The organism is Candidatus Palauibacter sp. (assembly GCF_965216145.1).
In the GTDB taxonomy this organism is placed as follows: Bacteria; Gemmatimonadota; Gemmatimonadetes; order Palauibacterales; family Palauibacteraceae; genus Palauibacter.
Map to the genome: position 1 here is coordinate 55,985 of NZ_OZ244149.1, position 26,389 is coordinate 82,373.

Annotated in this window: 24 protein-coding genes and 3 pseudogenes; 12 read left to right on the forward strand and 15 right to left on the reverse strand. The window is 63.6% G+C overall.

The features are described 5' to 3' along the window. Positions 1 to 273 precede the first annotated feature (273 nt). The 5 genes and pseudogenes from ACOOHF_RS00265 to ACOOHF_RS00285 all read left to right on the forward strand — a co-directional run bounded on the left by ACOOHF_RS00265 (position 274) and on the right by ACOOHF_RS00285 (position 6,477). Complete coding sequence (locus tag ACOOHF_RS00265) at positions 274 to 489, forward strand: hypothetical protein (RefSeq protein WP_420462918.1); 216 nt, start codon at positions 274 to 276, stop codon at positions 487 to 489. A gap of 633 nt (positions 490 to 1,122) precedes the next feature. Then, positions 1,123 to 1,419: pseudogene (locus ACOOHF_RS00270) on the forward strand (toll/interleukin-1 receptor domain-containing protein); the annotation flags it as partial. 211 nt (positions 1,420 to 1,630) lie between these two features. Beyond that, positions 1,631 to 2,915 (forward strand): annotated as a pseudogene (locus tag ACOOHF_RS00275) (tyrosine-type recombinase/integrase). 300 nt (positions 2,916 to 3,215) lie between these two features. After that, on the forward strand, positions 3,216 to 4,637 hold the full coding sequence (locus tag ACOOHF_RS00280) for a transposase (RefSeq protein WP_420462919.1): 1,422 nt from the start codon (positions 3,216 to 3,218) through the stop codon (positions 4,635 to 4,637). An 817-nt stretch (positions 4,638 to 5,454) separates the two neighbouring features. Beyond that, positions 5,455 to 6,477 carry a hypothetical protein gene (locus ACOOHF_RS00285; RefSeq protein ID WP_420462920.1) on the forward strand — a complete coding sequence of 341 codons (1,023 nt, stop codon included), beginning with the start codon at positions 5,455 to 5,457 and terminating at the stop codon, positions 6,475 to 6,477. A gap of 55 nt (positions 6,478 to 6,532) precedes the next feature. On the opposite strand, the gene ACOOHF_RS00290 is transcribed toward ACOOHF_RS00285, so the two are convergent. The 5 genes from ACOOHF_RS00290 to ACOOHF_RS00310 form a co-directional block, all read right to left on the reverse strand. Further along, positions 6,533 to 6,691, reverse strand: a complete 159-nt coding sequence (locus ACOOHF_RS00290) for a hypothetical protein (protein ID WP_420462921.1) — start codon at positions 6,689 to 6,691, stop codon at positions 6,533 to 6,535. 16 nt (positions 6,692 to 6,707) lie between these two features. Further along, on the reverse strand, positions 6,708 to 7,214 hold the full coding sequence (locus tag ACOOHF_RS00295) for a hypothetical protein (protein ID WP_420462922.1): 507 nt from the start codon (positions 7,212 to 7,214) through the stop codon (positions 6,708 to 6,710). A gap of 79 nt (positions 7,215 to 7,293) precedes the next feature. Then, positions 7,294 to 7,905, reverse strand: a complete 612-nt coding sequence (locus ACOOHF_RS00300) for a BglII/BstYI family type II restriction endonuclease (protein ID WP_420462923.1) — start codon at positions 7,903 to 7,905, stop codon at positions 7,294 to 7,296. After that, on the reverse strand, positions 7,820 to 8,722 hold the full coding sequence (locus ACOOHF_RS00305; RefSeq protein ID WP_420462924.1) for a DNA-methyltransferase: 903 nt from the start codon (positions 8,720 to 8,722) through the stop codon (positions 7,820 to 7,822). The genes ACOOHF_RS00300 and ACOOHF_RS00305 overlap by 86 nt, the downstream gene beginning before the upstream one ends. 97 nt (positions 8,723 to 8,819) lie before the next feature. Beyond that, positions 8,820 to 9,752 (reverse strand): IS1595 family transposase, encoded by a 933-nt coding sequence (locus tag ACOOHF_RS00310; RefSeq protein ID WP_420462925.1) that lies wholly within the window; start codon positions 9,750 to 9,752, stop codon positions 8,820 to 8,822. A 175-nt stretch (positions 9,753 to 9,927) separates the two neighbouring features. Here ACOOHF_RS00310 and ACOOHF_RS00315 point away from each other — a divergent pair, with 175 nt between their 5' ends. Next, positions 9,928 to 10,374 (forward strand): hypothetical protein, encoded by a 447-nt coding sequence (locus tag ACOOHF_RS00315; protein ID WP_420462926.1) that lies wholly within the window; start codon positions 9,928 to 9,930, stop codon positions 10,372 to 10,374. A gap of 735 nt (positions 10,375 to 11,109) precedes the next feature. Here the strand turns inward: ACOOHF_RS00315 and ACOOHF_RS00320 are convergent. From ACOOHF_RS00320 to ACOOHF_RS00335, 4 genes and pseudogenes are all read right to left on the reverse strand, one after another. Beyond that, positions 11,110 to 11,400 carry a hypothetical protein gene (locus ACOOHF_RS00320; RefSeq protein ID WP_420464413.1) on the reverse strand — a complete coding sequence of 97 codons (291 nt, stop codon included), beginning with the start codon at positions 11,398 to 11,400 and terminating at the stop codon, positions 11,110 to 11,112. Between the two features lie 9 nt (positions 11,401 to 11,409). Continuing rightward, positions 11,410 to 11,910, reverse strand: coding sequence for a hypothetical protein (locus tag ACOOHF_RS00325; protein ID WP_420464414.1), 501 nt, complete (start codon positions 11,908 to 11,910; stop codon positions 11,410 to 11,412). Positions 11,911 to 12,205: 295 nt separating this feature from the next. After that, positions 12,206 to 12,643: pseudogene (locus ACOOHF_RS00330) on the reverse strand (relaxase/mobilization nuclease domain-containing protein); the annotation flags it as partial. Beyond that, positions 12,633 to 12,947 carry a MobC family plasmid mobilization relaxosome protein gene (locus tag ACOOHF_RS00335; protein ID WP_420462927.1) on the reverse strand — a complete coding sequence of 105 codons (315 nt, stop codon included), beginning with the start codon at positions 12,945 to 12,947 and terminating at the stop codon, positions 12,633 to 12,635. The pseudogene ACOOHF_RS00330 and the gene ACOOHF_RS00335, both read right to left, overlap by 11 nt. A 504-nt stretch (positions 12,948 to 13,451) precedes the next feature. Between ACOOHF_RS00335 and ACOOHF_RS00340 the strand changes: the two genes are divergently transcribed. The 3 genes from ACOOHF_RS00340 (at position 13,452) to ACOOHF_RS00350 (ending at position 19,597) form a co-directional block, all read left to right on the forward strand. Continuing rightward, positions 13,452 to 17,492 carry an Eco57I restriction-modification methylase domain-containing protein gene (locus ACOOHF_RS00340; protein WP_420462928.1) on the forward strand — a complete coding sequence of 1,347 codons (4,041 nt, stop codon included), beginning with the start codon at positions 13,452 to 13,454 and terminating at the stop codon, positions 17,490 to 17,492. A gap of 173 nt (positions 17,493 to 17,665) precedes the next feature. Continuing rightward, positions 17,666 to 18,700: a hypothetical protein gene (locus ACOOHF_RS00345; protein WP_420462929.1), complete on the forward strand. Its 1,035-nt coding sequence runs from the start codon at positions 17,666 to 17,668 to the stop codon at positions 18,698 to 18,700. A gap of 198 nt (positions 18,701 to 18,898) precedes the next feature. Then, positions 18,899 to 19,597 (forward strand): NYN domain-containing protein, encoded by a 699-nt coding sequence (locus tag ACOOHF_RS00350; RefSeq protein ID WP_420462930.1) that lies wholly within the window; start codon positions 18,899 to 18,901, stop codon positions 19,595 to 19,597. Between the two features lie 37 nt (positions 19,598 to 19,634). Here ACOOHF_RS00350 and ACOOHF_RS00355 read toward each other — a convergent pair whose 3' ends face one another. From ACOOHF_RS00355 to ACOOHF_RS00365, 3 genes are all read right to left on the reverse strand, one after another. Continuing rightward, the gene (locus ACOOHF_RS00355; RefSeq protein WP_420462931.1) at positions 19,635 to 19,940 is read right to left on the reverse strand and encodes a hypothetical protein; all 306 of its coding nucleotides are present in this window, start codon (positions 19,938 to 19,940) and stop codon (positions 19,635 to 19,637) included. A gap of 97 nt (positions 19,941 to 20,037) precedes the next feature. Then, a complete protein-coding gene (locus tag ACOOHF_RS00360) occupies positions 20,038 to 20,448 on the reverse strand; it encodes a hypothetical protein (RefSeq protein WP_420462932.1) in 411 nt (136 codons plus the stop codon). After that, the gene (locus ACOOHF_RS00365; RefSeq protein WP_420462933.1) at positions 20,445 to 20,870 is read right to left on the reverse strand and encodes a hypothetical protein; all 426 of its coding nucleotides are present in this window, start codon (positions 20,868 to 20,870) and stop codon (positions 20,445 to 20,447) included. The genes ACOOHF_RS00360 and ACOOHF_RS00365 overlap by 4 nt, the downstream gene beginning before the upstream one ends. A 318-nt stretch (positions 20,871 to 21,188) precedes the next feature. Between ACOOHF_RS00365 and ACOOHF_RS00370 the strand changes: the two genes are divergently transcribed. The 3 genes from ACOOHF_RS00370 (at position 21,189) to ACOOHF_RS00380 (ending at position 21,969) form a co-directional block, all read left to right on the forward strand. Next, positions 21,189 to 21,413 carry a hypothetical protein gene (locus tag ACOOHF_RS00370; protein WP_420462934.1) on the forward strand — a complete coding sequence of 75 codons (225 nt, stop codon included), beginning with the start codon at positions 21,189 to 21,191 and terminating at the stop codon, positions 21,411 to 21,413. Between the two features lie 30 nt (positions 21,414 to 21,443). Beyond that, entirely contained in the window at positions 21,444 to 21,590 is a 147-nt protein-coding gene (locus ACOOHF_RS00375; protein ID WP_420462935.1) for a hypothetical protein, read from the forward strand. A 214-nt stretch (positions 21,591 to 21,804) separates the two neighbouring features. Further along, positions 21,805 to 21,969, forward strand: coding sequence for a hypothetical protein (locus ACOOHF_RS00380; RefSeq protein ID WP_420462936.1), 165 nt, complete (start codon positions 21,805 to 21,807; stop codon positions 21,967 to 21,969). Between the two features lie 1,120 nt (positions 21,970 to 23,089). Here the strand turns inward: ACOOHF_RS00380 and ACOOHF_RS00385 are convergent. The 3 genes from ACOOHF_RS00385 to ACOOHF_RS00395 form a co-directional block, all read right to left on the reverse strand. Further along, entirely contained in the window at positions 23,090 to 24,169 is a 1,080-nt protein-coding gene (locus tag ACOOHF_RS00385) for a 5-methylcytosine restriction system specificity protein McrC (RefSeq protein WP_420462937.1), read from the reverse strand. A 3-nt stretch (positions 24,170 to 24,172) separates the two neighbouring features. Beyond that, positions 24,173 to 25,930 carry an AAA family ATPase gene (locus tag ACOOHF_RS00390; RefSeq protein WP_420462938.1) on the reverse strand — a complete coding sequence of 586 codons (1,758 nt, stop codon included), beginning with the start codon at positions 25,928 to 25,930 and terminating at the stop codon, positions 24,173 to 24,175. Between the two features lie 153 nt (positions 25,931 to 26,083). Next, a complete protein-coding gene (locus ACOOHF_RS00395) occupies positions 26,084 to 26,323 on the reverse strand; it encodes a helix-turn-helix transcriptional regulator (protein WP_420462939.1) in 240 nt (79 codons plus the stop codon). Between the last annotated feature and the right edge of the window lie 66 nt (positions 26,324 to 26,389).

Here is a 26,389-nt window from a genome sequence, read left to right on the forward strand (position 1 = left end):
GTGTGGTGATAGGCGTATGGACGTTTGCGCTGAAGCTCCAACGACGAAGGAAAGAAGCGCAGGAAGCCCGAACGCTACGGATCGTACGCCGTGAGTCGCTTCCCAATTACGGTCCGATTGATTACAGGTATGTCTTTAGCGATGGTCGGTCCTTGCGAGTGTGGCGGACTATGGGGGGCGGGCAAACCTATGCGACGGATATGGATACGGCAGAGCCGGGTGATGCAGTGTACGGAGAACATATCAAGCTGATAGAACAAACGGACTAACGGCATGAGCAAGAAGAAGCGGAACAGGAAAACGCTGACGGAACGGGAGCCGGTAGACGGTTCGCCAGCCTCCGCAGATGAACCGTTCGACGTGGAGGCGGTGAACCCGCGTTACGGCTCGGCGCGTATGTCGGACGTGGCGCTGGCGCTCATGCGCCCGCAGAACCCGAAGGTGGCGGCCATTATCGAGGCGCGCCGTGACGAGTTAGAAGACATTTAGCCTTGCGTTAGGAGGGAAGATGACAGGAAGGCTGTTGACGGTTGCCTTAGCAGTAACGGCTGTGGCGTGTGGCGGTGGAACCACGGAACCCCCGCCACCGCCGTCTCCGGTAAGCGCGGCGGGCGCGTGGCGGCTTACGCAGATCGGTGAGCAGGCTTTGCCGGTGAACATTGGGTCGGGCAGCGATTGCGCAACGATCACGCGTGGCTTTTTGACGCTTCGCACGGACGCTTCTTACGAGCAGGGCCTGACTTACCACCAGTGCGGCGTGTCGAGTACGTCGGTGTCGATTGCGATTATCGGCACATGGAATCAAGACTCGAATCTGGTTGATTTTGTCCCTGCCGAGGGTTGTGCGGATCGGGCGGTGGTGACCGCTACCGCGCTTCGGTTTGCGCGTGAGTGCAGTTTGCGTGTAACGGTTGTTTATGCCCGGTAAGCGGGAAGTGGCGAGTTAGAGGACATCTAGACACGCGTATAATTCCCCAAGCATACGCAAGCTGCCCGACCGAGCAGAAGGCGTCCCCATGTCTGGAGGGAGGTGTTGGGCCAGCATATGGAGAGCAGTGGCGTGGTGACGGCCCCCCTGGCTCCACCCGACTATTCAACTTCGAAGGGAGTTCCGGCACCGCAATGATCGCCTTCATCTCATACTCGTACTCGGATCGAGAATACGCGCGACAAACAAAGCAGGTGTTGGAGGAAGTCGGTGTCAGCGCATTTCTAGCGCACGAGGACCTAGCAGTATCCGAGGAGTGGAAGGACCGGATCATAGAGGAACTGAAGATCTGCGACTTGTTCATACCGCTGTTGAGCAAGGACTTCCGACGCTCGAAATGGGCGCCCCAGGAGGCGGGATTCATCGCGTCACGGCCGGAAGTTCGGATTGCTCCGCTCTCCATCGATGGGACGATACCCTTCGGCTTCATCGAGCACGTTCAGAGCGGTCGTATTCGCGAGGGACGTGTTAGCCGTCGATTGAGGTTCAGGGACGTTCTCTGGAATCCTAATAAATGTTGTAAACAAAGAGTTTATGGGAAATTCATCTCCAGAGCGATCCTCTCCCACTCCTTGACAGCTCGGTGTTTATTGGGGCATTATTTGGGGGCATACTCTCATAGCTCTCACAGGATGCCCCAACATGCCGCTGACAGCCACCGCCATCCGCAAGGCCAAGCCTCGCGAGAAACCCCGCAAGCTCTACGACAGCCGCGGCCTCTACCTCGAAATCGCCCCGCGCGGCACCAAGGCTTGGCGCTTCAAGTACCGCTTCGCGGGCAAGGAGAAGCGGATCTCGATGGGGATCTATCCCGATGTCTCGCTGAAGCTCGCGCGGCGGCGCAGGGACGAGGCCCGCAAGCTGCTGGCCCGGGACATCGACCCGAGCGCCTACCGGAAGGCTCAGAAGCAGTCGAGGCGCCAGTGGGCCAGGAACAGCTTCGAAGCCGTGGCAAACGAATGGCTCACCAAGCACTCGCCCAACTGGTCCAAGGGTTGGGTTCGGCGCCTTGAGCACGAGCTTGGGCGGGAGGTCTTCCCCTACATCGGCGCGAGTCCGGTCGCCCAACTCACGGCGCCGGACCTGCTGGCCGTGGTCCGCCGCGTCGAGGCACGCGGCCACCTGAGGAAGGCGCACACCGTCTTCCAGGTCTGCGGGAGGGTCCTGCGCTACGCGGTGGCGACGGGACGTGCGGAGCGGGACGTGTCATCGGACCTGCGCGGGGCGCTGCCACCCGTCAAAACGAAGCACTTCGCGGCGATCACCGACCCGAAGGAGGTCGGTCCGCTACTCCGGCAGTTGAACGGCTACACCGGAACGCTTCCGGTACGCTGCGCGCTCCGTCTCGCTCCGCTGGTGTTCGTGCGCCTCGGCGAGTTGGTCACGGCGGAGTGGGCCGGCATAGACCTTGAGGGGGCCGAGTGGCGCTACACGGTGACGAAGACCGGCAGGCCGCATGTGGTGCCCTTGGCGCGGCAGGCGGTCGCGATCCTGCGCGAGGTTCATCCCATGACGGGGCACCACCGCTACAGTGTTCCCGAACGCGCGTTTTCCATACCGGGAGCTGCCGATGAGCCGGGGCACGCTCTGGAGCGCGTTCCGGGCGCTGGACATCCCGAAGGAGCGGATGACGATGCACGGGTTCCGCGCGATGGCGCGCACGATTCTGGACGAGGTGCTGGGGTTCCGGCCCGATTTCATCGAGCATCAGTTGGCCCACGCCGTCAGGGATCCCAACGGGCGGGCCTACAACCGGACGGCGTTCCTGCCCGAACGGCGCGTGATGATGCAGGCTTGGGCCGACTATCTGGACCGCCTCCGGGCCGGGGAGATCGAGCCCGGGCCTCACAAGGCACCGGGACTTGCCCACAGCCCAATGTCACAAGGGACGTGGAACGCCAACTCAGGGCCTGTCGCTTTCCGGTAGAGAAAGGGACTTGCTCACGTCGGTCCAATCAACGCCGACTTCTGGACCCTCGACAAGTCGCAAGTCGGTCCTCCGGGGCCGTGGCGGAAGCCGGTCGGGCCTCGAAACGCGGGGAACTCCTGAGCCGACTTCCAGAATCTCCGCGCACGCCGCTCCAAGAGGGGACGGTCGCGGCGCACATGGGCAGGGAAAAGATCCGCCCTAGCAGGCCGTGGAAAAAGTCGCGATGTCCCGCGCCGGTGTTGATGGTTAGATTGTGTGCGGGACAAGAGGCAACTGGGCGGTCACGGGAGGTTGGCGATGGCGGTGGGCAGGATGCCGGGCGAGCGGCAGGAGGAGCTGTTCATTGCGGCGAGCGCGGTGCGGGCGCTGGACCACCCGTTCTACGCGGCTTTGGACAAGCTTCTGCGCAAGAGCGGCTTCGACGAGTTCGCCGAGGAGGCGTGCCGGGAGTTCTACGCGGCGGGGATGGGCCGGCCGGGCCTGCCACCGGGCGTGTACTTCCGGATGCTGATGGTGGGATACCTGGAGGGGATCGGCTCGGAGCGGGGCATCGCGTGGCGTTGCCGGGACTCGATCTCGCTGCGGGAGTTTCTGGGCTACGGTCTGGCGAAGACGCCGCCGGAGCATTCCACGCTGTCGAAGACGCGCAAGCGGCTGAGCCTGGAGGCCCACGGCGCGGTGTTCGGCTGGGTGCTGGAGGTGCTGCGGGAGTCGGGGCTGCTGCGGGGCAAGACGGTGGGGGTGGACTCGACGACGCTGGAGGCGAACGCGGCGCTGCGCGCGATCGTGCGGCGTGACGACGAGACGGAGTACGACGCGTGGCTCGAGCAGCTGGCGCGGTCCTCCGGGATCGAGACGCCGACGCGGGCCGACCTTGCGAAGCTGGACCGCAAGCGTCCGGGGAAGGGGTCGAACAAGGACTGGAAGCATCCGCACGACCCGGAGGCGCGGATCACGAAGATGAAGGACGGCCGCACGCGCCTGGCGCACAAGCTCGAGCAGGCGGTCGACATGGAGACCGGCGCGGTGGTCGCCGTGACGGTGCAGACGATGGACGGCGGCGACTGCGCGTCGCTGCCGGTGACGCTGGACGAGACGGAGCGGCGGCTGGCGGAAGTGGGTGCGGAGCCGAGGGAAGTGGTGGCCGACAAGGGCTACCACTCGAACGCGACCATGACGGGCGTGAAGGAGCGGGGACTGCGGAGCTACGTGAGCGAGCCGAACCGGGGCCGCCGGAAGTGGAAGGGCAAGCGGGACGCGCAGAAGGCCGTGTACGGCAACCGCCGCCGCAACCGGGGCGAGCGGGGGAAGCGGCTGCAGCGCGAACGCGGAGAGAAGCTGGAGCGCACCTTCGCCCACCTCCTCGTGACCGGAGGGTTGCGCCGCGTTCACGTCCGCGGGCAGGAGGAGATCCGAAAACGGATGCTCGTTCACGCCGCCGCCTTCAACCTCTCGCTGCTGATGCGCGGCCGCTTCGGCTTCGGCACCCCGCGCGGCCTGCAGGGCCTCGCGGCAGCGGCCGCGGCCCTCTCGGACGCCTCCGCACGCGACTTTGCCGCCTTTCTTGGCCGAATCGGGCGCATTCTCGGCCTCCCGGACGCAAATCGCGTCTTTCACCGCCCCCCGGGCCGCCTTTTGCATAACAACACCCAAATCATCCGCCACTTTCCGCTTCCACAGTCAGCCACGCCGGCGACCACTTCTTCCACGGCCTGCTAGGCGAGGGCGAGTCGCGGACATATTCATATGGCTCTTCGATTCCGACCGTGCCTCCGGGACCTTCGAGGATCCAGGTCCAGGCGATTTCACGGGGACCGAGCGCCCATAAGGGTCGCGATCACCATCAACCCCACGACTAACCGTACGTGAAGGCCGGGGCAGGTTCGCGTGCCAGCGAGGATTTGCTATGCCCACCGGGGAGACCCGCTACGGCCGCCGCTGATGCCGAGAAAAAGGCTCAGGCCGACCACCAGGGGGCGTTAGCCAAGCCTTCAGCAGCGGCCCACGCATACGCCCGGTCGCCGCCGCCGTATTGCGCTCGATGGACATAGCGCGCTGCTCGCGAGTTCTCGCCAAGCCGCTCGAGCTTCGCGCACGGCCGTCTCCTCGATCTGTTGCCGGTCGGCCTCAGTCGGTGCCTCAGCCGGAAGTCAAGTCGTTCGGGCTCGAAGTCGTGCTCATACAAGCTCTCCCTTGAGATCCGCCACCGCTTGACGCTTCGGAATCGCGGGCGGTGATGTAGTTCTTGCTTTGGCGCGGCACGTCCAGGCCCGACTTCTGCCAGGGCGGAGACCATGTCGGCACGGCTCCGCACCCGCGCCGTGCTCGACGCGCTGCCCTAAGTAATCGCGGGATCAAGTCGCGCGGGTTGGCCTCATGCTCCAGCCCAGCCCGGAGCTTCGACGCCCTCGATGTAGGGTCTTCTCCCCCTCGCACCTGTTAGCTTCCCGGGCAGTCGAGCGGCGAGCCGAGTCGTTGCCGCCGATTCGTGTGTCGCCTTGGATACCCACGAACCGCTACGGAATGAGGAACTGCCATGGAAGGTGAAGCGGCGCTCGGCGACCGAATCCTCACGCCTCAGAGAATGGGAGGCCTGGCCGATCAGCTGGATGAGGCGATAAGGACGATGCGAGATTGGGGGATTCGCGTGACCCCCGACAGTCGTTTGCCCAAGATCGTTCGATGTCTGCACGAACTGGTCTCGGAGGAGTCGTTTCCTGAATCCCGAAGTCAACGCACCCTGATCGCCCAAGCAGCCCGTGACGCGCAGGAATTCGCGGAGATCAGTTGGGTCCTTCCGTCAGAGGAGCTGAAGCCGCTTCGTGAGAGTCTCCGGAAGGCGGTGTTCGGCACGTTGGGACAGGCCGGCGAACCCTATCGATACCAAAGCGAGCTTTGGACTGGCGCGATGTTGGCGCGTTCGGGTGCTCTCACCAGAGTTCGTAAGGCCTCCGCAGGGAAGACTCCGGATTTCATCTTGGAGAACGGTACGATGCAGTACGCCGTCGAGGTGAAGCGGCCAGCGAACCTGCTCCGCGCCCTTGAACGTGTGTCCGAGGCGGCCACGCAGCTACGACACGACAGATACCATGGGGGAGCGATCATCGTGGATCTGACCGACTCCCTCGGCTCCGAGTATCGGGATCTCTCCGGCAGAGGCCGACCCAACATGGATCACGTTGAGGCCAAGGTGGAAGAACTGACCGACCCTCTCCGCAAAAAGGTGTTCGACGACTCATCTAGCCGGATACGAGGGCGGTATCGCCACGTCTTCGCACTGGTCACATTCATCCGAACAGTCTGGTGGGATCTCGATGATCTGTCGCAAATGCATCCTCTCCGGTACGTCCTGAGCATTCGATTCGGGCACGGCGTCAAGGATCTGCGGTACTGGCGCGCTGACTGGCTGGCCGGGCTCATCGAAAAGGGGATCCGTGAGACTGGCCAATCAGGAGTTGGGCGGGCGAGAGATCGCGTTCGACAGATGAGTTCGCCGCTGGTGGGTTCTCCGTCGCCGACTCGCTTCTCCAGTCCGTCGCGCAACCCATCCAGCGAATGATGACCGCTATCGGCGGAATGGACGTTTCCGAATGGCTACCAATGGGGATTATATACTAGGGTTGACGGCGGGCGGGCTTCGGTGCAGCTTCGCGCCGTGACAGACCGGCATCCTTCGGGCGGTACTTGAGCAACGCTTCCGCCACCTGCTTGGGGCTCGCGTCCCCATAGTCCGCCTTGTAGACGGTTTGTTCGGACTTCTGTTTGATGCTCATAGTCTGTGTCCCTTTCTCATGACGGGGGGTCCAATGAGGCCAGCGCCAGCAGCTTGTTCCGTAGCTCGATTGCTAGGACGCGATGCACCTGCTCCACGCGCAACCCGTTCTTGTAGGCGCTTTTCCTTATCGTCCTTCGTTCCTCGTCCGAATACTTGAATTCCGCCGCGTACTCAAAGCAGTACTCTTGAATCTCGTATGCATCTTTGCTCTCGACCCATTCCTCCATAGTGCCCGCGATCCGATCGGCCCACGCGGCTCCCTCGATCTCAGTCGATATGGTCTTACCGAGGTCATTGAGCCGGAGCGGGCTTTCTCTGGAGAGGGGATTGGGTGCCAGCCGCCCGAGGATTGTCTTGATATCCAAACGGACTTCCTGCATGAACTCCTTGAAGCTCGTTCGGTCCGCGTTGACCTCTCCCCGCCACTCTGCTGTCTTAATGGCGTGGCGGTACAAAGCGTAAAGACCTCCGAGAACGGAGATGCCGACCGCCACGATGGCTACGATATTCCCCGTGCTCATGGCCTCCACCTGATGGTCAACGTGAAGCTGCGTCTCCGCAGCGGGGTCTTGAGATACACCGAACGGCAGCAAGGGTTGCCTACGGCTCGATGCCAACGAGAACGAGCGGCACCGCCGGAACACCTCGTCCTTGCCGGATCACGTTGAGCAGGTCGCGCTCGTAATAGGGTACACCGGTGGACATCTCCTTCTCCAGAGTCTTCATGGGCAGAACCTCGATGCCCACGTCGATGATGTCGGAGACGTAGAAGCTGAGATGCTTCACGAACAGATCGTGGGCGACGAAGGCGTACTTGCCGAACTGGACTTCGACGGCGACGCGGTCCTTCACGAAGTCGGTCTGGTTGTAGGACATGATCGGATCGTGACCGGCGTCGGCGATGCGCTGCTTCTGCTCGGGCGGTGACAGCCCGTGGATACCTCGCAACAACCGTTCATCCGAGGTGACCCAGAATGTGTTTCGACGCTGCCTCCAGCCTCGCGCGGTGAACCCTTCCTTGAGTGCAGCATTCATGTCCTCAGGTGAGTAGAGCCGCTTGCCGAGCATCGTCTTCTCTTTCGAGACCTTCGTCCGGCACGTTTCCGCGTCCGCCGCTTCGATCACGTCACGCACCTCGCCCCAAAGCCTCGGGTGGTGTACCAGTAGGTACTCTTCGCCGTTCAGGTGCGAGTAGCGTGCCGCGATCTTCATTCCGGTGTCCGCCGTTCGGGAGTTTGGGATCGTAAACGGGCTTGCCCATCGGTCGCGTGCGGAGAGTCCCGGCTCGTAGCCGTGCGACCCGATCCTTCGCGATCTCGACGTACTCCGCCACGATATCGCACCCGTAGGCGCGCCGCCCATGCTTCAGCGCAGCGACCGCCGCGCTTCCAACACCCATGTACGGGTCGAGCACGATGTCGCCGGGATCCGTCATGGAGAGCACCAGCCGCTCGATAAGCTCCACCGGGAACTGGCAGGGGTGGACCGTCTTCTCGATATGGTTGCTCTTGACGTTGGGAATCTCCCACACGTCGGCCGGGTTCTTCCCCTTGGGGTTGCCGGACAGCTTCCCAACGTTCGGCCCCTTGAAATGCTTCTTGCCTGGGTACTTGGACGGTACGCGGATCGGGTCGAGATGCCACGTGTATACATCACCCTTCGTCCACCAGTTGATCGTTTCGTAGCGTCCCGAGAGCCTCTTCGTGCAATGCAGCCCGTGGCCGAAATGCCAGATAATGCGGTTCCGTAGCTTCAGATCATGCCCCGTGAACGTCGGATACAGGAGCGTATCGAGCGGAACGATCTCGCCATTTTCAACGTAGTTTCCGACCTGCCAGCAGATCGATCCTTTAGGGTGAAGAACCCGAACGCACCCCGCGATCACCTGCTTCTGAGCCGAGATGTAATCATCTCGCGACGAACGCGACTCGTAGTCCTTGCCGAGATTGTACGGGGGAGACGTGACGACGAGCTTCACCGACTCGTCGGGGACCGATGCGAGGAACGCGAGGTTGTCGGCGCGTTCCAACCTCTCCGAGATCACGCGGCCCTCCTGTGGCGGGAACAGGGCACATCGATGCCGGATTGTACAAAGCCGCCACGCGGCCGGAAACCCCCCGGACGGGCTACGCGATCAGATCCCGGTACATGAGCCGCCGTCCGACGATCCGGGCCACGACGTGGCGCATCTGGTCGAGCGTATCGGCGTCCCGGATGTTGTGTCGACCGGCGAACTCGTTCACGTAGCGCTGTAGGTGCTTGGCGCTCAGGTGGTGGAACGTCCCCTTGTGCGCCCGCTTCAGCATGCTCCAGAAGCTCTCCACGCCGTTGGTGTGGGCCATGCCGCGTACGTACTCGGAGACCGAGTGCTTGACCGTCTCGCGGTTCGCCAGCCCGTCGTACGCCCGGCTCTCGTCGGTGTAGACCGTCGCGCCGGGCGCGGCGTGGTCCCCGACGAATCCCTGTAGCGTTTCGGCGTCGGTGCGCTCGACGACCCGGGCGGTCACCTGCTTGGTCTCCCGATCCTTCATGCCGACGACCGCCGTCTTCCCGACCGGGCCGCGCCCGAGCCGCTTCTTGTCCCTCGCGTGGCGGTTCCGCTCCAGCCCGCCGACGTAGGTCTCGTCCACTTCGACGGGTCCGGCGAACACCACCGGCCCGACATGCGCGAACGCCTCGCGGATTCTCTGCTGCATGAACCACGCCGTCTTCTGCGTGACGCCGATGTCCCGGTGGAGCTTCATGCTCGCTACGCCCTTCAGGCTCGTCGTGTCCAGATAGATCGCGTAGACCCACTTGCGGAGAGGAAGCGGAGACCCGGCCATCACGGTCCCGGTCTTCACGCTGAAGTACTTCCGGCAGTCGCGGCAGCGATACGGCATCTTCGCGTGGCTGCATTCGTGAGTGTCCACGCTCGCGCAGCGCGGGCAAAACCGCTCGGCCGGCCAGACTGTCGACTCGAACCACTTCCGCGCCGCTTCCTCCGTCGGAAACATCTCGGCCAACTGCAAGAGGCTGATTCCGTCTCGGTGCGCCTTGCCCGGTCCTGTGTGTGCCATGTCCGCTATCCCGTTGCAGGTCTATCACTTCCGACACCCACAACGTACTATGATTCGGCCCATTTGTCAACCCTAGTATATAATCCCCCTACCAATCCTAGCCGCCTGGGTTGGCGCCCTTGCGGCTTGGGTCGGCGTGTGGCTGGGCATTCGGAGCATTCGATTGGAGCGTCGCATGTATTCTCTGTCGGTCGAGGCGGAGCGTCGGAAAGAACCGGCGGTGGAGGTCTACCTGGCCGATTACCGGATGCTGAATCCTCCGGGCGAAGAACGCCGCATCTACGTTTTTCATCTGGTCATCACGAACACGTCTCTATCAGCCAACTCCATCAAGCGAATCGAACTCACGCTGGAGTACGGCCAGCAAGGCCAGCCGCCTTCGAACGTGGTGATTCCTCACGATTCGAGCGCGGCCATCGCGGGCAGCAAGGAAGCAGCTGAGGTCATCCGCGTCCCCTGTTCCATCGCTGCCGGTGCCACGATTGCAGGCGCAGCGCTGTTCCCCATCGATACCGGGCTGATTGGGGATGGTGTCGTAGAGTCACACGTCGTAACGGTGACGGATGCTCATGACCGAGCAGTTCAGCGCCATGCTATTCTCCTGTGGGAGGTGGAGTCATGAGTGGGTCCATGTGGCGGAGACTGTACGTACCATTGAGCCACCCGTCCGAAGCCGATCCGGTCCCAATCGTTGGGGACGGAATCGTCGCTACGGCTGTCCAAACCTATGGCCGTTGGATCCCGGTCCTGATCCTCGACACTTCATCCCGTCCGGACATTGAGACAATGGTTCGCGCGCACGGCGAATTGGGACCGGGGGACGCGATCTCCGGGTGGTCGTTCAAGACTTGTCTCGGTTTTGGCCTCGCTGCCCCCACGTTGGTGCTCAGGTTCACGAAGCCCAGCCAATGTCTCCTCCAAGTCGAATTCGACTTGGAGGAGCAGGGCATTCTGGTGGATCAAATCCTCTGGGCACAGGGTGTCTACTTGCAACCCGGACGACCGGGCGACCGTCTCGCAGCTACGATCGACAACCCGAGGATACTGGTCGAGGTACCGGCAAGAGAGGCATTCGCCAAGCGATTTCGGTCAGCCCGCAAGAAGGCCCTGTTCCGGAGATTCCGAAGCAGGGGCATGAGCCGAATTGATTCGAAGAACGCGGTAAGAGCGTTATTGAGGGAATTTCGGAGCGTGCTTCACCAGAATGTGCGGTTTCGCTCTCAGGAGGCCGCGCCGGGCCAGGGCAAGAAACCTCCGCCGATTCGTGAACGCCGGGCGATTCCCCAACCGAAGAAGCATCCAGGCAGCTAGCGGCTCGGACCATGATCGCGCTCCCGTTCGTGCCGGCGCATCAACGTCACCGTAAGCGGAAGGTCGCGGCGAGCGTCCCGTAGCACTCGGCCAAGCGTGTCACTTGCCCGTCGAGCCGCTCGATTCGCATCTGCAAGGCTCCGTTCTCCTCGGTCTGCCGCTCGACATGCTGCCGCAAGGTTTCGTTCTCCCCGCCTTGCCGCTCGACGCGCCCTCGCAAGGCTTCGACCTGCTGCCGCAAGGCTTCGACCTGCCCGGAGTGCCGCCGTTGTTCCGTCTCGTACTGCGCGGACAACCTCTTTAAGGCCTTCGTCAACTGCCGTTCCAACTCGCTCATACAGCTCCCTCACTCGTTCGACAGTTTCACGGCAGGCCGATCGCGCCAGGTCCAGCCCGTATTGTCCAGCGTCCCCGCTGGCAGCACCACGACCCGCTCCCCGTCGATCTCCAGCAGCGCGACCCCCCAGGTGTCCACCTCCATCTGGGCGAGCGTCCGCCGGGCTTCGTTGATGTCGTAGTCCAGTTCCGCGACCCTCTCGATCCGGGCCTGGATGCTCCGCGACAACCACCGCATCGTCGCCCAGCCTCCGCCGAAGATGCCGAGCCAGAGACCCAGGCCGACGATCAGCGGCCGGAGCCACGCCTTGAGCAGCAGCTCGCGCATCCGCCCGGTCGCTTCCTCCGTATCGCGCTCGATGGTACGCAGCGCGTTCCTCGCGGCGCGCCGCGAGTTCTCGGCGAGACGCCCGAGCTCGCTCGCGGTCAATTCCTCTATCTCCCTGCGCTCGTTCTCCAGCCGTCTCCGCATCCGCTCGGTGAAATCGTTCGCGCTCGAAGTTCTCTCCATACAGTTCTCCTTTCAGCCGCCACCGGTCCCCGGTCTCGGGGTCCAGCGCGGTGATGTAGTCCTTGCCCTGGCGCGGGACTTCGAGCCCCGCCTCCCGCAGTGCAGAGACGACATGGGCCCGGTTCCGGACCGTGCCGTGCTCGACGCGTTGTAGCAGGTAGTCCCGGATCAGGTCGCGGGGGGAGGATTCGAGCCGGAGCCCGGCGCGCAGCCGCGCCGCTTCGACGTATGCGCGGTGGCCGGGTTGCTGCACCCTGGCACGGGCCGGATCGTCTGGACGGCCCCAGCTGTGCTCGTGGTTGAAGGCGTCGCGGAGCGGATCGAACGTCCTCCGCCAACCCGGGGGCGCGATGTTGAGGCTCCGGCCGGTCTCCAGGTCGCACCGTGCCGCGAGGACATGCACGTGAGCGCCTCCGCCGCGCTCGCGGTGCAGCACGGCGGCCCAGGCGTAGCGGTCGGGCTCCAGTCCAGCCCAGGCCGTCTCCTCGAAGGCGTCCAATACCGCCTCGATCTGCTCGTCGGTGGGTTGGTCGTCCGGCGCCCAGGCGATCACGCCGGAGGTGTACTTGTGCTCGAAGCCGAGCGAGTCGGCCACCGCAGCCACCATGTCCGGGTTCCCGCGCAGCACCTCGACGCCCTCACGCGGCTTCCCGGCCGCGTCCCGCTCGCCGAGGAGGTAGTCGGCCGCGTCGCGCGCCGAGCCTGTTCCGCGCGCGAGGAACTTAATGTGCATCGGGGTCCGGGCTCTCGAAGCGAGCCAGCGTCGCGAGCGAGCGCTCGATGGCGATCAGGTGGCCGATCACCTCAACGGCCTCGACCGCGCCCTTGTGGGTATTGGCCCACCGAGCGATCTGGTTGAGGTTGTTGCCGACGCGCGCCACCTCCCGCGTGCGCTCGCGCTCCACCTCGGCGTGCGGCACGGTCCAAGTGCGCGCCCGGTCGAGCGACTGGCGCACCAGATCCGACAGCGTCAAGCCTGCCGAGCGCGCCTTGGCGTGCCACTCGGCACGCTCCGCGTCGCTGGCGCGGACCTTCACCCAAACGGCGCGACCGGCGCTCACGGCGCGCCGTTGCCGTGTCGGGGGTCAGAGGGGGCACAGCCCCCCGCCAGCCCCTCCGGGAGACACGCGGAGCGTGGCCACGGAGGGTAGGCTGGCTTACGCACCTTAAGGGTGCCAGACAGCCCCCGGGCAAGGGCGCCGGACGGCCTGCGGCGGCGGGAATCTCGGGTCGGCGGAGTCACCATACCGTACACGGAGAGGCCCGTGTCCGGCTGTGTCAACACCGTGGATCGCGGCGATTTCCCAAGCGTTCCAGCGCCGTCCCGGAGTCGGATCGGCCTCCGCCGACGCCGCCTCCATCGCCGCCCGACAAGGGCAAAGCGACGCATCGCTCGCAGGCTCAGGTGAAGCGCGCTCAAGCGCGGCGGACGCTAGTTTGAATGCACGGCCCGGATCACTGCCAGAGGAGGATTCGACGATACTGAGGATTGCGCTGATGGACCAAGTGGACTCGGGGCTGTTGGGCCCTGGAGGTCCCGGATGACGATGGGCCGACTGTTCGAGGGGAGCCTGTTCGCCGAGGACTTCCTGCGAGAAGCGATCACCGAGCTTCCCGACTGGCGGGACCTAGCCGACGCGGGGCTCGCAGACCTTGAGGCCGCGTTGCGTGACCTGTTCGACCGCTTCCCGACCGGTCTGTCGCCCAACGAGAGCCAGACCGAGGATGACCTGATCTGGCAGGTGCTGGCGCAGCTCGGCTGGACTGCCAGCCTCAGGCAGCAGAACCTCTCGGCGCACGGACGCCAAGACGTGCCGGACGGCTTGCTGTTCGCCGACGGCGCCTCGAAGGACCGGGCGAACCGCTTGGCCGAGGAATGGAAGCGCTACGAGCACGGCCTGGCGGTGGTCGAGTCAAAACGGTGGCTTCGACCGCTGGACCGTCGCTCCGGGCGGCGTGGAGAGGAGTCTGCGCCCTCGACGCAGATGCTGCGTTACCTCCGCCGCGTCGACGACCTGACCACCGGGAAGCTCCGTTGGGGCATCCTGACGAACGGTGCCCGCTGGCGTCTCTACTACGCCGGCGCGCGCTCGGTCGCCGAACAGTTCTTCGAGCTTGATCTGGCGGCGGTTCTCGGGATTGCGGGCGACGGCCGCGACGCCATCCCAGCCGATGCCCGGCGACACTGGCTGAAGGTGTTCTGGCTGGTGTTCGGGCGTCATGCCTTCCTTCCCGATGCTGCGGACAAGCGCACGTTTCACGAACGGGCGATCGAGGAAGGACGTTTCTATCAGGAAAGGGTTGCCGGCAGCCTGTCGGCGTTGGTCTTCGAAAACGTGTTCCCGGACCTCGTCCGGGCACTCGCCGAGGCGGACACCGAGGCCCCTTTGCCCGAGGTGCGGGACGCGGCGCTGGTACTGCTCTACAGGCTCCTGTTCGTCCTCTACGCCGAAGACCGAGATCTCCTGCCCGTCCGGGACAGCCGCTACGACGACTACGCGCTTCGCGAGCAGGTACGCGGTGGTATTGGCCGCCGGAAGGACCAGGGGGACGTGTTCTCGGCCACGGCGGCCCGCTACTGGTCGGCCTTCGACGACCTGTGCCGCGCCATCGATGCGGGTGACGCCTCCATCGGCCTGCCGCCCTACAACGGCGGACTGTTTGACCGCGACCGCACACCCTTGCTCTCCCATGTTCGGCTGGGTGACACGGTGATGGCCGACGTGATCGACGCGCTGTCGTTCGAGCGGACGCCGCTCGGGCGCCGGTATATCAACTACCGCGATCTCGGCGTGCAGCAACTCGGCTCGATCTACGAGCGGCTCCTTGAACGGGAGGTCGTCCGCGAGGGCGGGAACATCGTCGTCCGTCCAAACGTGTTCGCGCGCAAGGATTCGGGCAGCTACTACACGCCCGACGATCTGGTCGACCTGATCGTGCGGGAGACGGTCGGACCGCTGGCGGACGCGCGCATGAAGCATTTCGCCGCCAAGGTGGAGGAGATCGCGTCAAACAAGATGCCGGAGGACCGCCGCCTCGGTCGCCTGAAGCGGCTCGACCCGGCAGAGAAGCTGCTGGAACTGAAGGTGTGCGACCCGGCGATGGGCTCCGGACACTTCCTGGTCAATCTCGTGGACTACCTTGCCGATCGCGTCATCGAGGCGATGGCCGAGGCCGAAGCCCTCGTGGACGGATACCTGTCGCCGTTGGTGGAGCGGATCGACGGGATCCGCAACACGATCATGGACAACGCGGAGGACCGGGGCTGGACATTCGATCCGGCCCAGCTCGACGACCGACACATCGTCCGCCGCATGGTGCTCAAGCGGTGCGTCTACGGCGTGGACAAGAACCCGATGGCGGTGGAACTGGCCAAGGTCTCGCTGTGGCTCCACACGTTCACCGTCGGCGCTCCGCTCAGCTTTCTGGACCATCATCTCCGCTGCGGCGACAGCCTGTTCGGCACTTGGGTGGAGCCAGCTGTCCGCAGGACAGACGAGAAGAGCAGCCTGTTCCTTCGGGGACCGCTCGCGCGGGCCACGCGCGCGGCCGCGCCGATGCAGATTATCGAAGGGCTGACGGACGCCGAGATCGCCGAGGCGCACCGCTCCGCCGACATCTTCGCCGAAGTCTCGGAGATGACCGCTCCCCTGCACGCCTTCATGTCGCTTCTCCACGCGTTCGACTGGCTGGACATCCGAAAGCGTGAGGTCAAGGCCGCGTTTCTCAAATGGCTGGATGGTGTGTTCGGCGATCAAATGGACATCGCCCAGGGGAAGCCGTTTGATTCGTCGGATGTCCACCTTCCCGTTCTGATGGATGCCTTGGGACTGGTGGCCAGCGAGCGGTTTCTGAACTGGCAGGTCGCCTTCCCAGGCGTGTGGTCGGACTGGGAGGCCAGTGAGTTGGCGGGCGGCTTCGACGCCGTGATCGGCAACCCGCCCTGGGACCGGATGAAGCTCCAACAGGTCGAGTGGTTTGCGTCCCGGCGGCGGGAGATCGCCATGGCGCCCCGCGCCGCCGACCGGAAGCGCATGATCGCCGAACTCCAGAAGGCGGCCGACCCGCTGGCCGGGGACTTCCGGCTCGCGAGCGAACGAGCCGCCGCGGGGGCGCGGGTGGCCCGCAGCTCGGGTGACTATCCGCTGTTGGCACGAGGCGATATCAACCTCTACTCGCTGTTCGTCGAACGCGCCATGACGCTCGTCAAGCCCGACGGCATGGTGGGGCTGCTCGTGCCGTCCGGCATCGCGTCGGACAAGATGGCGGCCCCGTTCTTCAAGAGCGTGGCCACCGAGGGCAGACTCAAAGCCCTCTACGATTTCGAGAACAAGAAGGTGTTCTTCCCGGATGTCCACGCGTCCTTCAAGTTCTGCGTCTTCGTTGCGAGCCCCCGGCCCCTTCCCGAGGCCGCCAAGTGCGCCTTCTATCTCCATGCCGTGTCGGAAGTCGCAGACCCGGAGCGGTGCTTCCCCCTCTCGGCTGCCGACTTCGACCGGGTGAATCCGAACACCGGCACGGCTCCCATCTTCCGCTCGCGCCGCGACGCGGAACTCACGACGGCGATCTACGACCGCTTGCCGGTGCTGGTGGATCGCTCGTCGGGCGAGGCCGTGAAGGCGTGGCCGGTGAAGTACACGCGGATGTTCGATATGACCAACGATTCCGGCCTGTTCCGCACGCGTTCGGAACTGGAGGAGAAGGAAGGCGCGTGGCCGGTCGGCGGCAACCGGTTCCAGAGCCCGTCCGGCGAGTGGGTGCCGCTCTATGTGGGGCGCATGATCCACCAATTCGACCACCGTGCCGCTTCGGTTCACCTGAACGAGGAGAACCTCCACAACCCTGCGCTGAGTGACGACATCGGGGCCGAACTCAAGGCCGATCCGGCCTTCGTTCCAACACCGCAATACTGGGTGCCGAGGAAGGAAATCTCACTACCCGACAACGTGGGTTGGACCATAGCATTCCGTGACATCGCCCGCGCGACGGACGCGAGGACCGTGATTGCCGCCGCCGTGCCTGCGGTGGGACTCGGGAACACTCTTCCCGCGATGTTGCCTGAAGGTGAGCAGATCGAGTCAAACGGTGTCCTTCTCCTGGGCAATCTAGGCGCTGTTGTCCTCGATTTCGTCGCCCGCCAGAAGGTGCAGAGCACGCACCTGAACTGGTACATCGCGGAACAACTCCCCATCGTGCCGCTGGAGCGCTACCGCGCCGTGAGATTCGGAGCCAAGACGGCGGATGAGATCGCCCGCGAGGCAGTCCTCGAACTCACCTACACGGCGCACGACATGGCACCGTTCGCCCGGGCCATGGGGCATCAGGACGGCCGCGGCGAGGTCTTGCCGCCCTTCCGCTGGGACGCCGACCGGCGTCTCCACCTGCGCGCCAAGCTGGACGCGCTCTACTTCCATCTCTACGGCGTCACGGATCGGGACGACATCCGCTACATCTACTCCACCTTCCCCATCGTTGAACGCGAAGAGAAGGCCGCATACGGCACTTACCGCTCCCGCGACCTGTGCCTCGCGTGGACGAGCGCGCTCGCCGCTGGCCATCCCGACGCGGAACTCGACATATGAGTCACTTCCGCAGCTCCTATCCGCGGTCTGACCTGCCGACGAGGCGGGGCCCAGGTCCTACAATCCTGGTGTGACTACATTCTCTAGGGGCACGGCAGAGATCACGGTGAGGGGGATGTCCCTCCCGGTGGTGCATCGGCGGGTAGAGATTGAAAGGCGAAAGGGGAACCTCGGTGAACGAACCAGCAACTACCTTCGTTGTCTGGACCCAGGACTTCGAATTCACCCTCAGCCCCTCAGGGCCCCATGCGGCAAGGGAAGCAGAGGTGAAGATCAAAGGGCGCTGTACAGCGTGCTGGGGCGGCTTGGTGTTACGCGGGAAAGGGGAGAACAGGGTTGTCACTAGCATCACGTGTCGGGTGTGCAATGAGAGGCTCACAGGCGAGGCTGCGGATGACGAGTATCGCCAGATGTTGGAGAAGGCCCTCGAAGGCGTCGCGAGCACGTCGTGGGGATTCCCTGCGACTCGCGGAGATGGCCCGTTCGTCGGCAAGCTCTTCCCTCATCTGCCGCGCCAAACCGAAGACGAAGTTCGCGAGCGCATCGCGTCGCAGATCGAACCGAGCGATCCAAGCAAGTGGCTTACAAGAAGGAACTTCCCTCTCGGGACCGCAGCATATCTGTACTTGCAGGCGCGCCTGCAAGTGGCGGCGGTCACCGATATGTACGCTTCGCCTGACGAAGCTGTCGTCAGGTTTCGGACGGCGAAGCCGACCGATGATCGGCGTCAGAATGAGCGTGACCTGTATCGGCGACTCGGATCGACGATGACCCGGGGAATGATGTCTGCTTTCGCGTGCGAGCTGTTGATGAAAGCCGTTTCCCTTACGGTCAACAACAAGGCGCGGAAGACACACGATCTCCTTTGTCTTTACGATCACCTTCCGGACGCCAGCAGGCAGCGACTGGAATTCGATTTCCCGGATATTGCGAACGTGATGGAGGAGGGGCGCCACAGATTCGGAAAGTGGAGGTATTTCGAGAGTGGCAAGAAGGAGGCCTTGACGGCGGTCATCGACACGAGCCTGGAGCAATCTCTGGGGAAGGCCGCAAGGGTCTTCCTCGATGAGGCGGAAATGGTTGGGCTCCGAGGTGGCGTTTACATGAAGGCCCGACGAGATGTGACGGACCACGGCGAGAAGCAGAAGGTGCACTACAGATTCAACGCTACCATGAAGGGAGCGGAAAACCCGCCGAAGCTCGCCTGAGGGACACGGATTCCTCTGACGACACGTACCCCTCCCGAACCTCGTGGTCGGATTGGAGAGGGCCGGAGGCTTCGGCCCTAGAGGCAAGCATCACCCTCCAGGCTCGGGGCTCGCGGCCAAGCAGATCAAGCCCATGCCCACTCCGATCCGCCCAGAGAAGCGTGCCTGTCACTCCAAGTCATCCTCTAGGAGGCGTTGTTGACAACGGGAGGAGCATCGGCTAAGCTGGAGGGCATAAAATGGACCCCATCGTTCCTGCGGGCATGGTGGGCAAAAAATGAAAGGGTCGGGCTTGCGTCCGACCCTTTCTTATTTCTGGCGGAGGTTTCGATGGGCGTGACAGCAGTGTTCATTGACGGAGCGTATCTTGAAAAGATCCTCCTGCACGACCACGGCAAAGCGAGAATTGACTTCGGAGGTCTCGTTGACGTCATGGTCGAAGGCGATGAGCTACTCCGTGCCTACTACTATCACTGCCTTCCGTACCAGAGCAATCCACCGACCGATGAGGAGAAGGCACGATACGCGGCTCGGCATGGTTTTCTCACCGCACTCCGCCACATACCGAGGTTTGAGGTCCGGTTAGGTAAACTCGCCTTCCGGGGGATGACTGCCGACGGCAAACCGGTGTTCCAGCAAAAACGTGTCGATCTTATGTTGGGTGTGGACATGGCACTGCTGGCCGGCAAGAACCGTATCGCAAAGATGGGGCTGTTATCTGGGGACAGCGATTTTGCACCAGCGGTCGAAGCTGTGAAGCGCGAAGGCGTTCTCACGACGGTGTGGCATGGAAGCCATTCTGGGCGTGCTAGGCCCAGTCGCGAATTGCTCCAGATAGCTGATGAACGGCGCGAACTGACAGCAGAGATTATCCAGTCGGCTTCTCTTCATCCGTGATGGTCCGGTCTGCGCCGAATCTCACAGCGCGGGCGGGTTAGGGACGGAAGGCGGGTCCGGCCGCCTTCGTCGACGCCGATTCACTTGCCCTCCGTTTAGGGCGTGGAGAGAGGGGTCCGCAGCTGCCCGGAACCGGGAGGTCAAGTCGTTCGGGGTGGAAGGCGTGCTCATACAGCGCTCCTCTCAGCCGCCACCGCTTCCCGCTGTCTGGATCGCGGGCGGTGACGTAGTTCTTGCCTTGGCGCGGCATGTCGAGGCCGACGTCCTCCAGGGCGGAGACCACGTCGGCGCGGCTTTGCACCGCGCCGTGCTCGACGCGCTGCACCAGGTAGTCGCGGATCAACTCACGGGGGTCGGTTTCGTGTTCGAGGTCGGCCCGCAGCTTCGCCGCCTCGATGTACTGTCAGGATGGCATCGGGATCAGGTCACCGCAAACCCCCTCAGAACTGGCGGAACTCGCAGCCGCCTAACCCGTCCGGTCGGATCTCGGCAATCGGATCCGGAGACTGCCACGCTATAGCGCTGATGGAGGTGTGGGCCTTGATGCCGCAGATCCACGTGTCGGGGTTGGATGGCCGCATCACCTTGGGCCAGAACACGCACTGCGCGTAGACATCCGCCGCGATCAGCAGGGAACGGCGCTCGTCGAAGTCAAGCTCCTTCCAGAGTCGCTCTTCCACCACGACGCTGTAGTCGTCCGGCGTACCTCCCACCATCACCATCACCGGCCTTTCCTCGAGGAGGGCGCTCCACACGGTAACGGCGTGCTGCAATTCCGGCTCGGTACAGTGCTGCTGCGCGGCGAGGGGGGAAGCGAGCGCGAGTAGCGCGGCAGCAAGAAGCCCCTTCATGGCCAGTAGAACTCGAACTCGCAGGCGCGCAACCAGCCGCCCTTGATCGCGGCTATCTCGCGTCCCGAGTCGCTGCGGAAGACCTTTACTCCGCAACTCCAGGTCCGCTGCGTCGGATCAATGCCAAGCGTTTCGGTGACCACCACGCAGTCATGGTAGATGTCGGCGATCCGGATCAGCGTTTTCTTCTGATCGAGATCCATCATCGTCCAGATGACGGGATCGAAGTAGACGCCCTCGTAGTCGACGCGAACCGAGAGGACCACCTCCTTTTCCACGCTGGCGAGCAGCTCGCGGAACCCCTTGATGGCTTCCTGTGACTCCGGGGTCGTGCACCGCGCCCCGTTTTGCGCCCAGACGGGCGCGGGCGTGAGGAAACCGACGAGCAGGACGAACAGCAGCGGGGGGACAAGGCGGGACACGGGAGATGTCCTTTCGACGCGAGGAGGGTCCAGTCTATGGATGGGTGCCGGGCCCTGTCACGATCGCACAGAAGGCATGCAGAAAGCCCCGCCTGTTTGCCGGACCTCGGGGAGCTACCCTTCGGCTAGGTGAGGGCTGTGGTATTCGGCGGGAGGCCGACTCGGGGGCCTTCCGTGCATCGTGACGGGTTGAACATATGTGTTGCGGGCGTGTTGCGCTGCCCGCTATCGCCCGCGTAAGGGTAGGTTGTGGGTCAGGGAACGGGTGCCTCAAAGGGACACGCGTCTCGGGTGGACGATGGGAAAAGGAGGGATACCGTGGAAGTTCTTCCAATCGAGGATCAGTTGGAGCGGGTCGAAGGCCGAGTGGGAAGAGTCGAGGGGCGGCTGCGCCAGGTCGAGATCCGGATAGAGAGAGTCGAGGAGCGACTGGAGCGGGTCGAGAGCCACATCGTTTCGTTGGCAACGAAATTCGGCGAGCACGTCGTGAACGTCGAACGGCGGTTCGACCGCTTGGAGGAACTGATCCGCGAGAAGCTCTAGGCGACCAACTCACGGTACTGAGGGGACGGCATGGCCAAGCAGAAGAAGGTGCCTGACGGGAAGGCGGTGAACCCGCTCTACGGGACGGCGAAGATGTCGGACGTGGCTCGTGCTCTGATGCGGCCGGTCAAGGGCAAGCCCGCACCGCCGCGGAAGAGGGGCGCCGATGGCGGTTGAGGGCAACCCGCCGTCAAGCTAGGCGTATAATCCCCCTTCCATTCCATATCCACCATGCTTCCCACCTTCACGAGCCAACTCCGTCTTCCAGGGGCAATTCCCTCCCGAGCCGACGGCCACGAGCATCTTCCGGGATACGCTGCTGACTGTGCTCAGGAGCGTCATCGATGTGCACGGCAGTGAGGGGTTTCCATCGGTGCAGCTGGAAGAGGCAATGCGAAAACGAGGCAAGAGCCTGACGTTCGAGGAGGAAGAGCTCGAGGATCTCGTGGAATCGAAGAAGCGCACGTTCGCGCTGCTCGCTCTCTTGTATCCTTTCGTGGATCTTCAGAACAGCAAGTTCCACATCGACCACGTATTCCCGAAGCGCCAGTTCTGAACCACACGGCTGCGCAAGGCTCGTGTGTGCGAGGACGCGATTCCTAAGTTCCGGGACCGAGCCGACCGCCTCCCGAACCTACAACTGCCCGTCGGCCAGAGCGACAAGCTCCCACAGCACGGCGCAATCGGGCGTGCCGACCGTTCGGGTCTCGGTGTCTTGCAGCCTCGGTCGTATCGCGATCACGTTACGACTTATCGCTCGTTTGATCGCCTTACCGGTGCGGAAGGAAACTGTGCGGCCTTGATCCGCGTTGCCGGGAGGCGCTTCCAAACCAACCCAGAGATGGAGGAGGCGTGCGGGCGCGGATGCCGGCGGTGCGCCGGCCAGCGGCAGCGCTAGGTGCGTTGCGAGGAGGAGGCGCGGTGCATACTCCGATTGAGACTGACACGACGCCGGAAAGCGATCGCGTCACGCGAACGCGTCATCGTGCCGCGACGGGCCTTTCACTGCTCGCGATTCTGTCATGCGGTGACTCCACCACCGCCCCGCCGACGGCAGGTCCTCCCGCCCCCCCGGCCGACAACGGTCTCAGTGAGCCCGTCGAGAAAGGACATCGGATACGATTAACCACAGAAACTAACGGTCCGTGAAAGCGGGACAGCTACACGGGGTGCGGCGCGCCGCGCCCGCCCGCTGTTCCGACAGCGGCGCGGAACGCTGGGGGATCTGAAGGGGGGCGCAGCAATCCCCTCGCCAGCCGCGATGTTAAACATCGCGTGTCCTGGCTTTCCCGCCTTACCGGGCAAATCCGCCCGCCGACGCGTGGGAACCTGGGCCGTCGGAATCGCCATGCCGTACAGTCCGGGGACCGATTCCGGCGGTGTCAACCTCGGCGAAAGCGGCGACTTCCCAAGTGGTCCAGCGTCGTCCCGGAGGCGGATCGGGCTCCGCCAACGGCACCTCCATCCGCCTCCCGGAGGGCCCCGGCGCCGAGACACTTGATCGCGGCCAGTTGGATTGCGGTCGGTCGGCGGAGACGTATGCGCCGCCGCATGGCACCGGTCGCTCTCGCAGAAAGGGACGGCGCTGGTCACTGATCGGTGCTGCGATCCCGACTTCGCCGCATCGACCCACCCTACCACCCCGGGGTAGCGGCCCGTGCTCGGCGAGACGTGTGCTATGAGTCGGGACCTGATAGCCCGATGGTCTCCAGCATCTCGTTGTGAATCAGGCGCCAGCGTTGGTTGAGGTTGACGGTCCTGGCCTGGATCCAGAAGCCTTCGAGGCGAATCTTGGCCCTTAGCGGTTCGTTGCCCACTTGGGGGTATAGGAGGATGCCATCGTGCCTACCTCCCTGCGGGCGCGTTGCCTGCCGGTTCCGCAGATACGCGAGTAGCTGGTACAGGTTTCCGGACTTCAGCTTGCCGGTCCCTGAACCGCGTCCGGACGACAGCGTGTCCTTGTAGTACTTCGTGTCTAGGATGATCCGACGCTTGGCCGATTCTAGGACCACGTCGGCAATCATGACGGGGATTCGTCCCCAGTTAGCGTCGTCCTCGGCGTAGGGGTCCGCCCACTCGATTCGGCGTCGACCCCTTGGATTCACCCGGTACACACGTTGCTCGCGCTCGTAGAATCCCGCGACGAACTCCTCGAAGAGCGCCCACATGGTGGCCTCGTCACGGCGGAAGTCACGGAACACGGTGCTACCGGTGGTCTCGTCCACAAGGGAACTCTCGTAGAGCAGCCTGGACGCGGAGAGGAGGAATTGGTATAGACGGCGGTTTCCGCCGAACTGGACCTGGCCGAAGGTGTTCCTCTTCAGGTGGATGCGTGACACGCCATCGAGCCTTCGGTACGCGGAGTTGACCTCGCCGCGCACGGTGCGGTCGAGCCTGATCCTCCGGTCGCGCAGCCCATGTAGCGACGTGCGCAGGATCTGGTTCGGCAGGATGTCTACTGATAGCTTCTCGAAGTCGCAGGCGGCCCGGCCGTGCAACCGCAACGCACGCTTCGCCGTCTCGCTGACCGCCAGCTTGCCGCGGATTCCAGCGAGATCCTCCCGTCGTTCCACGTACCCCCGGTCGATGCCGCGCCGGAAGAGGTGATTGACGCCGTGCGCGAGCACCTTGCCGAGGAGGTCCTGGACCGTCGAAAGGTCCCCCAGAGAGGCTAGGCGTGTGGTGTCCCGCTCCTGAACGCGTCCCCAGGCATAGCAGAGGAGGTAGTAGACGTTGAGGATCGGGATGTTCTTCAACGGTCAGGCGTTGCCGGTAAGACCCGCCACAGCCTTCTCGACGCGCTCCGGCACATCGAACCAGTACTCGCGCAGAAGCGGAACGATCTGGGTGTCAACAACGTGCATGTACCATTCCTCCGAGGGCTCGTCACCGTCGTCTGGAACGAAGTAGCTGTGGCCGATCTCGAAGCTGGGGCCAAGTTCCTTGTCGTCGCGAATTGTCTCGTTGAGCTTGGTCATCCGCTCAGAGATGCGGACGACTAGCTCGGGATCCGCGCCCTTTTCCTCGACGAGATACTCTTTGAACGCCGTCCTGCCGTAGTCGGTCCGGTAGGCCGGCTCCAGCGTCTCAAAGGCAAATCGTCTGCGAAGCGCGTAGTCGACCAGAGCCAGGGACCGGTCGGCGGTGTTCATCATTCCGAGGATCAAGACGTTTGGGGGCACGTAGAACCGTTTCTCCGAATAGGTCAGCGCGACGGCGTACTTCTCGCTCCGCTTGTCGCGCTCGATCAGCATGAGCAGTTCGCCGAAGATCCGGGAGAGGTTGCCGCGGTTGATCTCGTCAATGATGAAGACGTGAGGGGTTTCTTGGTTGGCTCGCGCACGTTCGCAGAAGCGCTGGAAGACGCCCGGCTTCAGATCGAAGCTCCCCTCTTTGTTGGGCCTGAAGCCTTCGACGAAATCCTCGTACGCGTAGGACTGGTGGAACTGGATCATCTCGATGGGATCATCATCCCTTCGGCCGACGAGGCACCACGCGATCCGGTTGGCGATGAAGGTCTTTCCGGTCCCGGGGGGACCTTGGAGGATGAGATTCTTGCGGAACTTGATTGAAGCAAGGAGGCGTTCCAGGCGGTCGAGGGGGATGAAGAGGTCTTGGTGGGCGTCCGCGATACCGTATTTTCCGTTCGGGTCATCTCCGTTTTCCTCAAGAGGCGGAGGAGGAGGCAGCGGCGGAGGTGGCTTCGGCTCTGGAGGGGCTTGCCAGAGCTCCTTAACTGGAGACCTGTAGAAGTGAATCTCCTCCTTCGGGAACACGGCATCGCCGTACTTGGTTTCGAGGCGTCGCCGGATCTTGAGCAGGGCTCGGTCCACGGCCACCAGATTAGGAGTCTCGAAAGGTTCTCCAAGGGGGAGTCTCTTTACGATCTTTCTCTTGCCGCTGCTTGAGACGATCGGTTCAAACTCGTCGGGGAAAAGCAGGAAGAGCAGCGCGTGCCGGAATGCGCGGTTGCCTGCGGCTTCCGTAGAATCCAGCCACGACGCGAACTCCCAAGGCTCGTTGGCCAGCCCGCTACGGGCAAGATTCTGCGAGAACCAATGCTGCATGGCGAGTCCAAAGAAGTGATACTCCTTCCATGCGAGACTATAGAATGCCCTGCCCGGACGTAGCACTCCGGCCCCCAGCACTCGATCGCTGAGTAGGTCGTGTTGCTCAGGGAAATCCTCCCCCGACCACTGCCAGATGTGGCGAATGCTGTCGCGTTTCTTCTCGGGTCCCTGCGCGGCGCGGCTCACGATGAGCCGGTACAGCCAGTCCATCTCCGCCCAAAGGCAAGCGATCCTCTTTGACCCTGGGCCAAGCTGTTGCTCCAGCTTCCATAGGAACGACTCTCGACCCTCGATAGGCCGATCCACATACAATCGGCGGAATTCCTCGAAGTTCTCGCGTGTCCAGAGGGATCGCTGTGTGAAGAGCGATTCCTGTTCCAGGAGGCACCGCGTCTTCCAGTGCTCGGCGGCCTGCAGGATCAGCTCCGCGTCTTTGAATCGGGCCAACAGTGGTCTCCATTCCGGTTGGTAACAGCCTGAGGATTCGAGAACGGAGAGGATAGGATACGGTGCGCCGACGATCAACCTGGCCGCTGGCGGCCCGGTTCTCGCCCGGTCGTCAGAGTCGGTTCGAGTTCCCCCTCGCGATGCGGTCGACGGCTACGGCCTCGGTCGGGAGTCTGCGACCCGGCTCTCGTCGATCCGCTCCCGGATCCACTCGTCCACCTCGGCCTCGATCCAGCCGACCGCGCGAGCACCCAGCGAGACCGGCCGGGGGAACCGCCCTTGGTCCAGCCGCACGTAGATGGTGCTCCGCGACAGGCCCGTCCGGGCCAGGACCTCCGGCAGCCGCAGAAAGCGCACTTGCCGACGGGTTTCCTGTTCGATCACATTCTTCATCCCTCTGTCCTCCTTCTCTCAATGGTGAATCCCGGAATCATCTGGGCGTTGGTCCCGTAGTGCTCG

Coding starts and splice junctions, on each gene's coding strand:
- ACOOHF_RS00360 (WP_420462932.1), bottom strand. CDS start 20,448: ATGAAGGGGCTTCTTGCTGCCGCGCTACTCGCGCTCGCTTCCCCCCTC.
- ACOOHF_RS00380 (WP_420462936.1), top strand. CDS start 21,805: ATGCGAAAACGAGGCAAGAGCCTGACGTTCGAGGAGGAAGAGCTCGAG.
- ACOOHF_RS00315 (WP_420462926.1), top strand. CDS start 9,928: ATGTATTCTCTGTCGGTCGAGGCGGAGCGTCGGAAAGAACCGGCGGTG.
- ACOOHF_RS00265 (WP_420462918.1), top strand. CDS start 274: ATGAGCAAGAAGAAGCGGAACAGGAAAACGCTGACGGAACGGGAGCCG.
- ACOOHF_RS00395 (WP_420462939.1), bottom strand. CDS start 26,323: ATGAAGAATGTGATCGAACAGGAAACCCGTCGGCAAGTGCGCTTTCTG.
- ACOOHF_RS00300 (WP_420462923.1), bottom strand. CDS start 7,905: ATGAAGATCGCGGCACGCTACTCGCACCTGAACGGCGAAGAGTACCTA.
- ACOOHF_RS00340 (WP_420462928.1), top strand. CDS start 13,452: ATGACGATGGGCCGACTGTTCGAGGGGAGCCTGTTCGCCGAGGACTTC.
- ACOOHF_RS00310 (WP_420462925.1), bottom strand. CDS start 9,752: ATGGCACACACAGGACCGGGCAAGGCGCACCGAGACGGAATCAGCCTC.
- ACOOHF_RS00375 (WP_420462935.1), top strand. CDS start 21,444: ATGGCCAAGCAGAAGAAGGTGCCTGACGGGAAGGCGGTGAACCCGCTC.
- ACOOHF_RS00290 (WP_420462921.1), bottom strand. CDS start 6,691: ATGAGCATCAAACAGAAGTCCGAACAAACCGTCTACAAGGCGGACTAT.
- ACOOHF_RS00285 (WP_420462920.1), top strand. CDS start 5,455: ATGGAAGGTGAAGCGGCGCTCGGCGACCGAATCCTCACGCCTCAGAGA.
- ACOOHF_RS00295 (WP_420462922.1), bottom strand. CDS start 7,214: ATGAGCACGGGGAATATCGTAGCCATCGTGGCGGTCGGCATCTCCGTT.
- ACOOHF_RS00280 (WP_420462919.1), top strand. CDS start 3,216: ATGGCGGTGGGCAGGATGCCGGGCGAGCGGCAGGAGGAGCTGTTCATT.
- ACOOHF_RS00320 (WP_420464413.1), bottom strand. CDS start 11,400: ATGAGCGAGTTGGAACGGCAGTTGACGAAGGCCTTAAAGAGGTTGTCC.
- ACOOHF_RS00325 (WP_420464414.1), bottom strand. CDS start 11,910: ATGGAGAGAACTTCGAGCGCGAACGATTTCACCGAGCGGATGCGGAGA.